15 protein-coding genes are annotated in these 12,430 nt (G+C 71.3%); 9 read left to right on the forward strand and 6 right to left on the reverse strand.

The window, feature by feature from the left end; translation table 11 throughout:
* The first annotated feature begins 82 nt into the window (after positions 1-82).
* Positions 83-589 carry a hypothetical protein gene (locus AB0B68_RS04615; protein ID WP_357257850.1) on the forward strand — a complete coding sequence of 169 codons (507 nt, stop codon included), beginning with the start codon at positions 83-85 and terminating at the stop codon, positions 587-589.
* Positions 590-599: 10 nt separating this feature from the next.
* On the forward strand, positions 600-1,553 hold the full coding sequence (gene pheA / locus AB0B68_RS04620; RefSeq protein ID WP_355004484.1) for a prephenate dehydratase: 954 nt from the start codon (positions 600-602) through the stop codon (positions 1,551-1,553).
* A gap of 87 nt (positions 1,554-1,640) precedes the next feature.
* Here pheA and AB0B68_RS04625 read toward each other — a convergent pair whose 3' ends face one another.
* The 3 genes from AB0B68_RS04625 to AB0B68_RS04635 form a co-directional block, all read right to left on the reverse strand.
* The gene (locus AB0B68_RS04625; protein ID WP_354969821.1) at positions 1,641-2,363 is read right to left on the reverse strand and encodes an AIM24 family protein; all 723 of its coding nucleotides are present in this window, start codon (positions 2,361-2,363) and stop codon (positions 1,641-1,643) included.
* A gap of 128 nt (positions 2,364-2,491) precedes the next feature.
* Positions 2,492-2,839 (reverse strand): metallopeptidase family protein, encoded by a 348-nt coding sequence (locus tag AB0B68_RS04630; RefSeq protein WP_357193788.1) that lies wholly within the window; start codon positions 2,837-2,839, stop codon positions 2,492-2,494.
* Between the two features lie 149 nt (positions 2,840-2,988).
* Positions 2,989-3,420, reverse strand: coding sequence for an OsmC family protein (locus AB0B68_RS04635; protein ID WP_355004485.1), 432 nt, complete (start codon positions 3,418-3,420; stop codon positions 2,989-2,991).
* Positions 3,421-3,551: 131 nt separating this feature from the next.
* Here AB0B68_RS04635 and AB0B68_RS04640 point away from each other — a divergent pair, with 131 nt between their 5' ends.
* The 3 genes from AB0B68_RS04640 to AB0B68_RS04650 all read left to right on the forward strand — a co-directional run bounded on the left by AB0B68_RS04640 (position 3,552) and on the right by AB0B68_RS04650 (position 6,103).
* Positions 3,552-4,295, forward strand: a complete 744-nt coding sequence (locus AB0B68_RS04640) for a hypothetical protein (protein ID WP_357257852.1) — start codon at positions 3,552-3,554, stop codon at positions 4,293-4,295.
* Positions 4,296-4,469: 174 nt separating this feature from the next.
* Complete coding sequence (locus AB0B68_RS04645; RefSeq protein WP_355004487.1) at positions 4,470-5,291, forward strand: HAD hydrolase family protein; 822 nt, start codon at positions 4,470-4,472, stop codon at positions 5,289-5,291.
* Positions 5,291-6,103, forward strand: a complete 813-nt coding sequence (locus tag AB0B68_RS04650; RefSeq protein ID WP_357193594.1) for an HAD family hydrolase — start codon at positions 5,291-5,293, stop codon at positions 6,101-6,103. The genes AB0B68_RS04645 and AB0B68_RS04650 overlap by 1 nt, the downstream gene beginning before the upstream one ends.
* A gap of 2 nt (positions 6,104-6,105) precedes the next feature.
* Here the strand turns inward: AB0B68_RS04650 and AB0B68_RS04655 are convergent, their stop codons facing one another.
* Complete coding sequence (locus AB0B68_RS04655) at positions 6,106-6,708, reverse strand: bacterial proteasome activator family protein (RefSeq protein ID WP_355004489.1); 603 nt, start codon at positions 6,706-6,708, stop codon at positions 6,106-6,108.
* Between the two features lie 84 nt (positions 6,709-6,792).
* Between AB0B68_RS04655 and AB0B68_RS04660 the strand changes: the two genes are divergently transcribed.
* A complete protein-coding gene (locus tag AB0B68_RS04660) occupies positions 6,793-7,590 on the forward strand; it encodes an alpha/beta hydrolase (protein WP_357193591.1) in 798 nt (265 codons plus the stop codon).
* Between the two features lie 81 nt (positions 7,591-7,671).
* On the forward strand, positions 7,672-8,859 hold the full coding sequence (locus tag AB0B68_RS04665; protein ID WP_357193589.1) for an ABC transporter substrate-binding protein: 1,188 nt from the start codon (positions 7,672-7,674) through the stop codon (positions 8,857-8,859).
* A 68-nt stretch (positions 8,860-8,927) separates the two neighbouring features.
* Here the strand turns inward: AB0B68_RS04665 and ddaH are convergent, their stop codons facing one another.
* Entirely contained in the window at positions 8,928-9,761 is an 834-nt protein-coding gene (gene ddaH, locus AB0B68_RS04670) for a dimethylargininase (RefSeq protein WP_357257854.1), read from the reverse strand.
* Between the two features lie 59 nt (positions 9,762-9,820).
* Here ddaH and AB0B68_RS04675 point away from each other — a divergent pair, with 59 nt between their 5' ends.
* The gene (locus AB0B68_RS04675; protein WP_357193585.1) at positions 9,821-10,285 is read left to right on the forward strand and encodes an Lrp/AsnC family transcriptional regulator; all 465 of its coding nucleotides are present in this window, start codon (positions 9,821-9,823) and stop codon (positions 10,283-10,285) included.
* A 72-nt stretch (positions 10,286-10,357) separates the two neighbouring features.
* Positions 10,358-11,314 carry a zinc-binding dehydrogenase gene (locus tag AB0B68_RS04680; RefSeq protein ID WP_357257856.1) on the forward strand — a complete coding sequence of 319 codons (957 nt, stop codon included), beginning with the start codon at positions 10,358-10,360 and terminating at the stop codon, positions 11,312-11,314.
* 6 nt (positions 11,315-11,320) lie between these two features.
* On the opposite strand, the gene AB0B68_RS04685 is transcribed toward AB0B68_RS04680, so the two are convergent.
* On the reverse strand, positions 11,321-12,427 hold the full coding sequence (locus AB0B68_RS04685; RefSeq protein ID WP_357193579.1) for a hypothetical protein: 1,107 nt from the start codon (positions 12,425-12,427) through the stop codon (positions 11,321-11,323).
* Positions 12,428-12,430: the final 3 nt, after the last annotated feature.

Raw genomic sequence — 12,430 nt, forward strand, 5'->3', positions numbered from 1 at the left:
GTCGACGATCCACCCCGCACCGGCGGCTCCTGGGCGGGCAGTCGATCGCGTTCCGGCGCGGAGCCTCGCCCGAGTCCTGCCGATGGCGCTCGCCGTCGCGGCGCTGGCCGGCTGTGGCGCCCCACCTGGGCTGGGGGAGCCGACGAGCGTTCCCACCCACACCGCAGCCCCGACACCGTCCGGCCCGAGCACCGCACCGGCCACCCCGCCGACCACCCCGCCGGCCACCGCCCCGTCTCTCGGCACTGTCACGCCCACCCCGGACGCCGGGTTGGTCGCGACGGCCTGCCGCAACGGGCCGACCGGCCAGCGTGTGCTGCAACTGTTGCGGGGCAGGGCCGGAGTGCTGCCGGCGAACGTCCGGGTCCAGGTCCGCACCGGGCCGCTCTGCGCGGGCGACTGGCAGTTCACAGTGCTGACGGTGACCGGGCACGAGGAACTCCAGGTGATCACCCGGGGCGAGCCCGGTTCCCCGGTGCTGGTCACCGCCGGCACTGACGTCTGCACCATCGAGGTCCGCGCCACCAGTCCGGCCGGGATTCGGGCCCTCGCCTGTGACGCCGGCCCGGCCAACGGGCCGGGTGCGTAGGCTGATCGGCATGCCGGGAACACCGCCGACACGTTTCGTCTTCCTCGGGCCGGAAGGCACCTTCGCCGAGCAGGCCCTGCGCTCGATACCCGCCGCCGAGCGCGGCGCCCGTACGCCCGCTCGCAGCGTCGGAGAGGCGCTGGACAGCGTCCGCGCCGGCGACGCCGACGCCGCCCTGGTGCCACTGGAGAACTCGATCGGCGGGGCGGTGGGCGTCACGCTGGACGAGATGGCCGAGGGCGAGCCGCTGGTGATCACCCGGGAGGTGATCCTGTCGGTGGAGTTCGTGCTCGCCGCACGGCCCGACACCCCGCTGACCTCGATCCGCACCGTGGCGGCCCATCCACAGGCGTCCACCCAGTGCCGGGGCTGGTTGCGCAACCACCTGCCCGACGCCGTGGTGGTCGACGTGCTCTCCAACGGCGCGGCGGCCGCCGGTGCCGGCACGGGCGAGTACGACGCGGCGATCTGCGCACCGATCGGAGCCGCCCGGCACCGACTCACCACACTCGCCGACAAGATCGCCGACCACCCCGACGCGGTGACCCGGTTCGCGTTGGTGTCCCGCCCCGGGCCGCCACCCCCGCCGACCGGTGACGACCTCACCTCGCTCGCGGTCTTCATCGCCCACGACCGGGTCGGCGCGCTGCTGTCCGTGCTGATGGAGCTGGCCGTCCGTGGGGTCAACCTGACCCGGATCGAATCCCGGCCGACCGGCGAGGCGTTGGGCCGCTACGTCTTCTTCCTGGACTGCACCGGCCACGTCGCCGACGTACGCCTGGGCGAGGCGTTGCAGGGGCTCCGCAGGGTCTGTGCCGACGTGCGCTTCCTGGGCTCCTACCCCCGGCACCGGTGGGCCGAGGCGGGCGAACGCCCAGTGCCCGCGCCGGCGGGCCTCTCCGACGTCGACTACGCCGACGCGGCGGCCTGGTTGGCCCGCCTGCGTACCGGCGAGTTGACCTGACCGACGCGGAGCGCCCCCGAGGAAACGGGAGCGCCCGCGCCGCCGCGGTCAGCTCGACGGATCAGGTGCGCGTCGCGCGACTGTCGATCAGCTCAGCAGACCGCCGAGCAGACCGCCCTCCTGCTGCTGCTGGCCACTGCCCATGACGGGTGGCTCCTCGGACGGCTGCACCACCACGAAGCCCTGACCGGCGAAGCTCATGGTGAACGACTCACCGGTGCGGCGCCCCAACAGAGTGCCGAGGCCGAGCTGTTCGGCCCGGTGGTAGCCGGTCTGGAGGTTTGCCGACCAGCAGACCGCGGCCTGGGGGTCGACGTACGTCGGAGCGTCCACGTTCAGCACGACCGGGGTGCCCTTGGTGGTGATGGCGATCCGCCCGTAGCCGCTGAACACACAGTTGAAGAGGCCGGACGAGGACGCCATCCCGGCGCCGCCGACCATCCTGATGTCGTACTGGAGGGTGGAGTCGAAGGCGAGCACGCTGCTGCCGTTGATGGAGAGGGCGTCGCCCGGCTCCAGGTCGATGATGTGCACGTCCTTGGCCAGCTCGGCGAGGAAGACGTCACCCTGCCCGGTGACCTTCATCAGCGGGACGCCCTCGCCGGTGAGCTTCTGCTTGAGGAACTTGCCGAGCCCACCTGAACCCAACGCCTGGAACTGCACATTCCCCTGGTAGGCGACCATCGACCCGACCCGGGCCATCGCCTCGCCGTTGAGCTCGATCTTCAACATCTTGGAGTTCTGCAACCGCATGCCGGGCTGCGCGGACTCCTTCTCCAGATTCTCCGCGGAGAACAGCTCGCTGCGCATGAAAGGGCCTCCTGAATAGGGTCGCGTTCGCTGCACCGACGGTAGGCGACCTCGGCAAGCGCCGGCCGTCGGACGGGCGGCGCGGCGCGTTCGTGTGGCGCGGGTGGGCGGACGTCGAGCGGCGGGGCTCAGCCCCAGCCGAGCGCGTGCAACCGCGCGTCGTCGATGCCGAAGTGGTGGGCGATCTCGTGCACCACAGTAACCGCCACCTCGTCGATGACGTCGTCGTCGTTGTCGCAGATCCGCAGGATCGGACGGCGGTAGATGAAGATCCGGTCGGGCAGCACACCGGAATAGCCCCAACCGCGGTCGGTGAGCGCGTGCCCCTCGTAGAGGCCGAGCAGGTCGACCTCTCCCGGAGGTGGGTCGTCCTCGACCAGGATCACCACGTTGTTCATCAGGCCGAGTAGTTCTTCGGGCACCTCGTCGAGGGCTTCGCCGACCAACTCCTCGAAGCGCTCACGGCTCATCTCCACCGGCACCTCGCCCATTGTGCCCGACGCGCGGGCACGCGGCCCGGTCCTGCTGGACGACGGTGACTGTCATCCGCACATGCACGGAAGAAGCGACCACCCGAAACCGGGCGGAGGCTCCTTCCGTGGACGTACGGGGTGGGCCGGCTGGCTCAGGCAGCCAGGCGGGCGTTGAGGGTGATCTCGGCGCCCGGCGAGAGCAGACGGGAGATCGGGCAGTTGGCCTTGGCGGCCTCGGCGAGCTTCTGGAACTCCGCCTCGTCGATCCCCGGGACCTGGCCGACCGTCTCCAGATCGATCCGGGTCACGGTCATGCCGGCGTCGGTCTTGTCCAGGTGCACCTTGGCGGTGGTCTCGACCGAGGTGGCCGTCGAGCCCGCGTCGGCAAGCGCCTTGGAGAACGCCATCGAGAAGCAGCCGGCGTGCGCGGCGGCGATCAGCTCCTCGGGGTTGGTGCCTTCACCCTCCTCGAAGCGCGACTTGAAGGAGTAGTTGCCGGACAGGCCGCCCTTACCGGTGCGAATGGTGCCCGCGCCCTCGGTGAGATTGCCCTGCCATTGTGCTGAAGCGGTACGGATAGGCATGGGGCAAACGCTAGCGGAAAGGCGACCATCGGGCGACAGACCGGCGCGCGCGCCAGCCCTGCGATCCCTGTCACCACCAGCTTGCTGTGCCATGATGCGACCCAGGTCCGTGACCGGCGGAAGGGTGGCCGATGTCCGAGGAGCTTCCGATCCCGCGGCAGGGCGACCGCTCCGAGGCCCCTGCGGTGATCGAGTGGGGTGCCGACGAGCCGGCCCCGCGACGCCGCTTCGCCTGGTCCCTGGCCGACCTCGCGCAGGATCCCCGGCTGCCCCTGCTGCTCGCCGGTCTGGGCGCGGTGGCCGCGATCGCCTCGCTCGTCGGTGAGTGGCTGGTGATGAGCCTGCCGAACGGTGGGCCCGAGGGCAACACGACTATCGAGGTGCCCGCCGGGGTGTCCGAGGTCGGTGGCTTCGGGGTCGGCTACCTGGTCGGGCTTATCGCCCTCGTCTGTGCCGTGGCGCTGACGTTGCGCGGCACGGCGGCCGTACGGCCGAATGCCCGGCTGGTCGGCCTCACCCTGGCCGCTGCCCTGCTGGTGCTGCTGGTGGCCGCCACGGCGGGCCTCGACAACCCCGGTCAGCGAAACTTCTTCTACTCGCTCGAGGACGGCTTTCGGATCGAGTACGGCCGTGGGCTGGTGATGGCGTTCGTCGCCTGTGTGCTGTTCGCTGCCGCTCTGCGACTGACTCCCGCCGCACCCCCCGCCGTGTTCGGCGGCACACCAGACGACGATGACCGGCCCGGCGACGCGCCAGCACCGCGCCCCTGGCGCCGCCGCCGGGGCCCCGACCCGATCGAGGACGGCCTTCCGTCTCCGGCCGACCTGACGGTCACCCCCGCCGCCCCCTTCGCCCGCCCTGACTCCCAGCCCTGACCGGCCCCCCCATCACCCGCCCACCGAACGGGAGTGGGTGGGAGTTGGCGTCCGATTCGCCTGGAAGTCATGGATGCGACCCGTTCCGCGAGGTACGGTTGCTGACCCGCCGTCACTCCGAGACTCGGGTTCCCTGACCCTGGCGGTGCGACGGCGGCGGGCGAAGGAGGAACCATGACCCGCCCGGGACTGCCCAAGTTGATCGCGACCGACCTCGACGGGACGCTGGTCCGCAGCGATGACACCGTCTCCGCGTACACCCATGGGGTGCTCGACCGGGTGCGCGCCGCCGGAATCCCGGTGGTCGGCGCGACCGGACGCGGCCCTCGGTTGACCGAGTTGACCCGCAACGACATCCGCGCCGCCGACTTCCTGGTGATGGCCGGCGGTGGACGGGTGGTCGACCAGAGCGACCCGAGCGGCCCGGTGGTGCTCCGCGACGAGCGGCTGCCCGCCGAGGTTCTGGCTCGGCTCCTCGCCGACCTGGAGGCGGAGGTCGGCCCGCTGACCGTGATGGTCGAGGCGTCCGACGAGCACGACGCCCCGCTGTGGGGCGACTACCACGAGAGCTGGCCGTACCAGGACCGCTTCGAGGCACGCACTCGCGACGAGTGCCTCGCCTGCGACGTGATCAAGGCGTTCGCCCGGACCGCCGACCATCACGTGGACGAGCTGCTGGCGGTGGCCCGCCGGATCGTCCCGCCGCAGGTCGCCACGCTCACCCAGGCCGGGCTCGGCTTCATCGAGATCTGCCCGCCCGGCGTGGACAAGGCGACCGGGTTGACAGTGGTGGCGCAGACCCTCGGGGTCGACCCGGCCGATGTGCTGGTCTTCGGCGACATGCCCAACGACCTGCCGATGTTCGAGTGGGCCGGCTGGTCGCGGGTGGCCGTGGCCAACGCGCACCCCGAGTTGCGTGCCGTCGCCGACGAGGTGACCTTGCGCAACGACGACGACGGGGTGGCGGTGTATCTGGACCGGCTACTGTCCCGGTAATGGGAGACACACCCCGCCTCATCGCCACCGACATCGACGGCACGCTGATCCGCGACGACCACACCGTCAGCCCACGCACCGCCGACCTGCTCGCGCGGATCTCCGCGCAAGGCACGCCGGTCGTCCTGGTCACCGGCCGTCCGGTCCGCTGGCTCAAAATGGTGTACGACCAGCTCGCCCGACCGCTGCCGGCGGTCTGCGCCAACGGCGCCGTGGTCTACGACCCGTTCTCCGACGAGGTGGTGCGGGCTGACCCGCTCGCCCCGCACCACCTGGCCGAGGTGGCCCGGAGGCTACGGGCCGAGGTGCCCGGGATCAGCTTCGCCGTGGAGATCCTGGACAGCCGGGAGATGCGGCACGAGGAGCACTACCCCCTGCGCTGGGACGCCGACGCCAGCGGCATCCGACCGGTCGAGACGCCGGAGGAGTTGCTCTCCGTCCCGGCGGTGAAGCTCCTCGCCCGAGCCGGCGAGCAGGACCCGGATGCCTTCGCCGAGCTGATCGCCGCGGCGGTGGCGGGGTTGGCCGAGGCCACGCACTCGTCGTCCTCCGGGCTGGTGGAGATCTCGGCGGCCGGCGTGACCAAGGCGGCGGGGCTGGCCTGGTACTGCGACCAGGTCGGGGTGGCCGCGGAGGACGTGCTGGCCTTCGGCGACATGCCGAACGACGTGCCGATGCTGACCTGGGCCGGGCGTGGTGTGGCGGTGGCCAACGCGCACCGCGCCGTCCTGGCGGTCGCCGACGATGTGACGACGGCGAACACCGAGGACGGCGTGGCGGCGTACCTGGAGAAGATCTTCGGGGTGGACTGAGGTCAGAGGTACTGACCGGTGTTGTGGCCCTCGCCGCCGCCCGGCTGGCCGATGCCCGGCATCCCGGGGACGACCCCACCGGGGCCGCTGGGCAGCGCCTGCCGGCCGCCGCGCATCTGCTCCAGCTGCACCCGGGCGGCCATCTGCTGGGCCACCAGGGCCGCCTGGATGCCGTGGAACAGGCCCTCCAGCCAGCCGACGAGCTGGGCGTGCGCGATCCGCAGCTCGCTCTCGCTGGGGGCCTTGTCCTCGGCGAAGGGCAGCGAGATGCGCTCCAGCTCGTCGCGAAGCTCGGGGGCGAGGCCCTCCTTGAGCTCGACGATCGACCGCTCGTGGATCTCCCGCATCCGGCTGCGGCTTGCGTCGTCGAGAGGTGCGGCCTTCACCTCCTCCAGCAACTGCTTGATCATGCTGCCGATCCGCATCACCTTGGCCGGCTGTTCGACCAGGCGGGTCGGGTCCTCGCCCTGGCCCTCGTCGGTCTGCATCGTGCCGATCGGCCGGCCGTCCGGACCAACCACCACCACTGTGCCGGAGTGGCCGGAGTCGTCGGGGCCGGGCTCGTCGTTCTGTCCAGCGGAGCGCGCTTCGGTCATGGGGTCCATCTTTACCCAGCGGGCGCGACCCATGCCGCCCGGGACCGACTACCGGGGCCGAACCACCCGGGCGGGGCGCGCTACCGTCGCGCCATGCCTGTCGACCCGCGCGCCGTGTTGACCCGGCCCGCCCCGGAGCCCGACCGGACGGTGGCGTACGGGGACCACCCGGATCAGGTGGCCGATCTGCGCCTCCCGGCGGGCACCGGGCCGGCCCGGCCGCTGGTCGTCGTCCTGCACGGCGGCTTCTGGCGGGCCGAGTACGACCGACGGCACACCGGCCCGCTGGCCGCAGCCCTCGCCGCCGACGGCTACCCGGTGGCGCAGCTGGAATACCGCCGCACCGGGCAGCCGGGAGGCGGCTGGCCGGGCACCCTCACCGACGTACTGACCGGGGTGGCCGAGCTGCCGGCGCTGGCGGCCGAGGCGCTGCCCGGCCGGGTGAGCCTGGCCGCGCCGATCCTGGTCGGGCACTCCGCAGGCGGCCACCTGGCGCTGTACGTGGCGGGCACCGCACCGGCGACGGTGGGCGGAGTACTCGCCCTGGCCCCGGTGGCCGATCTGGGCGAGGCGTACCGGCGGGACCTGGACTCGGGGGCGGTCGCCGCGCTGCTCGGCGGCGGCCCGGCGCACGTCCCGGACCGGTACGCGGCAGCGGATCCACGGATGTTGGTACCGATACGAACACGCACAGTAGTCGTTCATGGGTCCGACGATCATCAGGTTCCAGTGGAGATGAGCCGGGATTTCGTCGCGGAAGCGCGTGCCACGGGTTCCGATATCTCCCTTGTTGAACTGCCCGGATGCGAGCATTTCGGGCTGATCGACCCGGAGGCCGTCGCCTGGCCTCAGGTCCTTGCCGTGTTGCGGTCCCTGCACGATGATCAATAGCCATTGACGCAGCGTCGCGGACCAGGTAGAACGCCGTTGGGGCGGTGTTCAGCCCTGCAACGCTTCCCTGGAAGGAACTCGGTGTCGCAGATGAATCGCAGGCGGGCGCTCCAACTGTTGGCCGCGCTCGGAACCACCGGGTTCGTCGCCGCGTGCGGCTCCGACGGTGACGCCGAGCCGACCGCCGACCGGGGCCCGATCAAGATCGGTTTGATCACGCCGCAGGCCGGTGGTTTCAAGAGCATCGGCGATGACATCACCAATGGCTTCCAGCTCTTCCTCGACCTGCACGACCAGCGGCTGGGCGGCCACTCGGTGGAGCTGCTGACCGCCGACGAGGGCGACACCGCCAAGACGGGCAAGGCTGCCGTCGAGGGCCTGCTCAAGCAGGGCGTCCTGGCACTCACCGGCGTCGTCAACTCGGCGGTGATGGTCGGCATCCGGGACACCGTGGAGCAGGCCCGGGTCCCGCTGATCGGCTCCAACGCCTCACCGAGCAGCCTGCAGAGCGTCTTCTACATCTGGCGGACCTCGTACGTGCTCGACGAGGCCGGCAAGGCGCTGGGCACCTACCTGCGCGACCAGCTGCCGGCGAACGGCCGCGTCGCGATCATCATGCCGGAGAACGTCGGCAGCCCGGACGTCGTCCGCGGCTTCCGGGAGTACTTCGGCACGAACGACCCCCGGATCCGCGACGCGGTGACCTACACCAGCGCCACCTCCAACCCCGGCAAGACGACGTACGCCTCGGACATCAGCAGGGCGCTGGCCAAGAAGCCCACAGCGGTCTTCTGCTTCTTCGCCGGAGCGGCGGCGGTGGAGTTCATCAAGCAGCTGCGCGAGAAGTTCGCCGGGCCGATCTACGCACCCGGCTTCCTCACCGAGGGCGCCGTGCTGGAGAACCTGAAGGACAACGCGCTGGGCATCCAGACCGCGCTGAACTACTCGGCCGACCTGAACAACACGTCGAACCGGGTCTTCGCCTCGGCGTACCGCAAGAAGTACCAGGTCACCCCCACCACGTACGCGATGGCGTCGTACGACGCGGCGCAGGTGCTCGACCAGGCCATCCAGCTGACCGGTGGGAAGCCCACGCCGCAGCAGGTCAACCTGGCCCTGGGCAAGATCGGCCAGATCGACAGCCCGCGCGGCATCTGGCAGTTCAACCAGCCGCGTACCCCGCAGCAGAAGTGGTACCTGCGCGAGGTGCAGCGCGACGGTCAGGTCATGTCGAACGTGCTGATCAACGAGCTGGCCACGCTGGGCTGAACGCCCACCCGGAGCACGATTCGGGGCCGGTCTCCCAGTGGGAGGCCGGCCCCGGAACGTTCGCGGGGTCAGTGCCGCAGCTCGGCGATGCAGCACTTCACGCTGCCGCCGCCCTTCTTCAGCTCGGCCAGCTCGACCGGGACCGGGGTGTACCCGGCCGCCTTGAGCTTGCCGGCCAGGCGGGTGGCCTCGCTGTTCAGCACCACGTTCGCGCCGTCGCTGACCAGGTTGAGCCCGAAGGCCATCGCGTCCTCGTCGTCGGCGATCACCGCGTCCGGGAAGAGCTGGGTGAGCACCCGCTGACTGGCCGCGGAGAACGCGCCCGGGAAGTAGACGACATTCGCGTCGTCGATGGCCGCGAGCGCCACGTCCAGGTGGTAGAAGCGGGGGTCGATCAGGCGCAGCGACACCACCGGACGGCCCAGCGCCTCCTGCGCCTCCGCGTGCGCCGGGATCTCGGTACGGAAGCCGTGCCCGGCCAGGATGAGCCCGCCGTGCGCCTCCGGCACGTACGCGAAGTCGCCCTCACCCTCGTTGGTCTCGCTGGGTGCGATGAACCGCCAGCCCTGCGCGTCGTAGAAGGCGTAGTGGGCGGCGGCCTCGGCGGCCCGCTGCTCGTGCTTGAACCGGGCGCCGTAGACGCTGCCGTCCACCACGAAGCCACCATTGGCGGCGTAGACCATGTCGGGCAGGCCCTGCTCGGCGGTGAGCAGGTGCACCTCGTGGCCGAGGCCGACAAGCGTCTCGCGCAGCCGGTCCCACTGCTTGACCGCCAGGGCCCGGTCGACCGGGGTGGTCACGTCCATCCACGGGTTGATCGCGTACTCGACCGCGAAGTACTCCGGCGAGCACATGAGATATGTCCGCTTTCGCGGGAAACGCTGCTGGTTCACGGTCACCAAGAGTAGGTACCGTGGAACTTTGAAAACAGCCACAAGCGTTGCTTCCCAGAGGCGGAACGTTGCAGATAGACGCGGTAGACCAGCGGATCATTGCGTTACTCGTCGCGGACGCCCGTGCGTCCTACGCCGACATCGGTGCCCGGGTGTCACTCTCCGCCCCGGCGGTCAAACGTCGCGTCGACCGACTGCGCGCCACCGGCGTGATCAGGGGATTCACGGCCGTCGTTGATCCGGCCGCCGTCGGCTGGACCACGGAGGCCTTCGTCGAGCTGTTCTGCGCCGGCCGGACCACCCCGGCGCAGATCGGCGTGGCCGCCCGCCGGCACCCCGAGGTGGTCGGCGCGTACACCGTCTCCGGGGAGGCGGACGCGCTCGTGCACCTGCGCGCCGCCGACATCAGCCACCTGGAGGCGGCACTGGAGCGGCTGCGTGCCGAGTCCTTCGTGACCTCCACCCGCAGCACCATCGTGCTCTCCCGGCTGGTCGAGTCGCCCGGCGTCGGCCCGTCCGCCGGCACCTCTTGACCTCAACCCAGGTTGAGGAGATGGACTGGCCCCGAGTGGGCGAGGCAGCCCACCGGGGCCGAGGGGGCTGTCATGCGGGCGATCTGGTTACGTGAGTTCGGCGGGCCCGAGGTGCTGGTGCCCGGCCCCGCGCCGGACCCGGTCCCCGGTCCCGGTCAGGTGCTGATCGACGTCGCACACGCGAACATCACCTTCGTCGAGACCCAACTGCGCGCCGGTCACCCCGGCCCGTTCCGCCTCACCCCACCGCTGATCCCCGGCAACGGCGTCGGCGGGGTGATCACCGCCGTCGGGCCGGACGTCGACCCGGCGCTGACCGGGCAACGAGTGGTCAGCGCCACCGGAGGTTCCGGCGGTTACGCCGAACGCGCGGCAGTGGACGCGTCGGCGACGATCGCGGTGCCGGCCGGGTTGGCTCTGGACGAGGCGGTGGCACTGCTGGCCGACGGGCGGACCGCCACCATGCTCATCGAGGCGGTCGGCGTACGCCCCGGCGACCGGGTGCTGGTGGAAGCCGCTGCCGGCGGCGTTGGCAGCCTGTTGGTGCAGCTCGCGGTCCGCGCCGGGGCACGGGTGATCGGCGTGGCCGGTGGGCGACGCAAGGTGGACCTGCTACCCGGCCTGGGCGCCGAACTGGCCGTCGACTACCTGCTGCCCGAGTGGGCCGAGCAGGTCCGCGCCGCGGTGGGCGGGGTCGACGTGGTGCTCGACGGGGTCGGTGGTTCGGTGGCCCGGGCCGCCTTCGACCTACTCCCGCCGGGCGGCCGGATGGTCAGCTTCGGGCTGGCGAGCGGGGAGTGGTCCCCGGTGTCGACGGAGGCCGCCACGGCGCGTCAGGTCACCATGATCCGCCCGGACGTGCCACCGCCCCGGCTGCGGGCGTACACCGAACAGGCCCTGACGGACGCGGCGGCCGGCCACCTGCGACCGCTCATCGGCCAACGCTTCCCACTGGAACGCGCCGCCGATGCGCACGCCGCCATCGAGGCGCGCGCGACGGTCGGCAAGACCCTGCTGGACGTGGCCTGATCGAGCTCAGAGGTACATGCCGGTGCGGTGCTCCGACTCGTCGCGTCGGACCGGCTTGTCACCCTCACCGAAGAACCGCTTGCCGCCGAACTCGCCGTGCAGACGGTCGTCCAACTCGTCGGCGAGACCGGTCATCACCTGCACCGCCAGCATCAGATGGGTCGCCTGGAAGTTGCGGCCGAACACCGGGATGGACGCCCACACCGTGTCGTCGGCGCAGTAGAGGCGGCCGATCGGCATCCGGTTCGTCAGTTCGGAGAGCTTGACGTAGAGCCGCTCGGTCGGCTCCACCTCAGTGAGCACCGGGGAGAAGACGTCCACCAGGGGCGGGTTGTCCCGCACGCGCACGAAGACCATCGCCGAGCCGGCGCGGATGGTGATGTCGCCGTCCGAGTCGATCTGCAACCGGTCGGTGTCCGACTTCAACATGGTGGAGACCACGGTTCGGACCCGATCGGCCAGGTCGAGCACGTCGTCCTGCTCGACCTGCGCGGCGGCCGCCTCGGCCAACGCCTCCTCCAGGTCCGCCTCGACGTCGGCGTCCGGACCGAACTCGCTGCGAGCGGTGCCCAGCGGTTCCACGGCCAACGGCTCGCCCTCGGCGTCGTGCACCAGATAGACGAGGAAGGCCGGGTGCGGAGCGCCGTAGACGTCCCGCAGCGTGCGGGAGAGCAGGGTGGCGACCTGGGTCGACTCGGCCGTCGTGGCGTTCAGCCCGAAGGAACCGCCAGAGCCGGCGACCACCCCGGGCGGGGACCAACCGAGCGCGACCATGTCCGCCACCGCGCCCCGGTCCAGTCGGTAGCCCGCCGGCAGAGCGGCGTTGCCGACCGCGCGGGCGGACAACACCCGGTCCGCGTCCACGTCGACGCTGATCGAATAGACAGCGTCCCCGGTGCCGGAGGCGGTGGGGTCCAGGGTCAGGTCGAGGTTTGCGCCGACGGGAAGTTCCCGCAGCCGTACGGCGAGCGCACGGGCGAACTCCCGCCACGCCTCGGTCACCTTCGCCCGCAGGTCGGTGGTGCTGGGCTCGTCGAGCAGGATCGATTCCGCCGGCTCAATCGAAGCGCCGGGCAGCTCACCGTGCGGCGCCGAGGGGTGGTCAGCCGTCATGAT

Source organism: Micromonospora sp. NPDC049049 (assembly GCF_040649115.1).
Lineage (GTDB): Bacteria > Actinomycetota > Actinomycetes > Mycobacteriales > Micromonosporaceae > Micromonospora.

What these genes read in the sequence shown, in the direction of transcription:
- AB0B68_RS04615 (WP_357257850.1), top strand. Translation starts at nt 83, where the DNA reads ATGGCGCTCGCCGTCGCGGCGCTGGCCGGCTGTGGCGCCCCACCTGGG.
- pheA (WP_355004484.1), top strand. Translation starts at nt 600, where the DNA reads ATGCCGGGAACACCGCCGACACGTTTCGTCTTCCTCGGGCCGGAAGGC.
- AB0B68_RS04625 (WP_354969821.1), bottom strand. Translation starts at nt 2,363, where the DNA reads ATGCGCAGCGAGCTGTTCTCCGCGGAGAATCTGGAGAAGGAGTCCGCG.
- AB0B68_RS04635 (WP_355004485.1), bottom strand. Translation starts at nt 3,420, where the DNA reads ATGCCTATCCGTACCGCTTCAGCACAATGGCAGGGCAATCTCACCGAG.
- AB0B68_RS04640 (WP_357257852.1), top strand. Translation starts at nt 3,552, where the DNA reads ATGTCCGAGGAGCTTCCGATCCCGCGGCAGGGCGACCGCTCCGAGGCC.
- AB0B68_RS04645 (WP_355004487.1), top strand. Translation starts at nt 4,470, where the DNA reads ATGACCCGCCCGGGACTGCCCAAGTTGATCGCGACCGACCTCGACGGG.
- AB0B68_RS04650 (WP_357193594.1), top strand. Translation starts at nt 5,291, where the DNA reads ATGGGAGACACACCCCGCCTCATCGCCACCGACATCGACGGCACGCTG.
- AB0B68_RS04655 (WP_355004489.1), bottom strand. Translation starts at nt 6,708, where the DNA reads ATGGACCCCATGACCGAAGCGCGCTCCGCTGGACAGAACGACGAGCCC.
- AB0B68_RS04660 (WP_357193591.1), top strand. Translation starts at nt 6,793, where the DNA reads ATGCCTGTCGACCCGCGCGCCGTGTTGACCCGGCCCGCCCCGGAGCCC.
- AB0B68_RS04680 (WP_357257856.1), top strand. Translation starts at nt 10,358, where the DNA reads ATGCGGGCGATCTGGTTACGTGAGTTCGGCGGGCCCGAGGTGCTGGTG.
- AB0B68_RS04685 (WP_357193579.1), bottom strand. Translation starts at nt 12,427, where the DNA reads ATGACGGCTGACCACCCCTCGGCGCCGCACGGTGAGCTGCCCGGCGCT.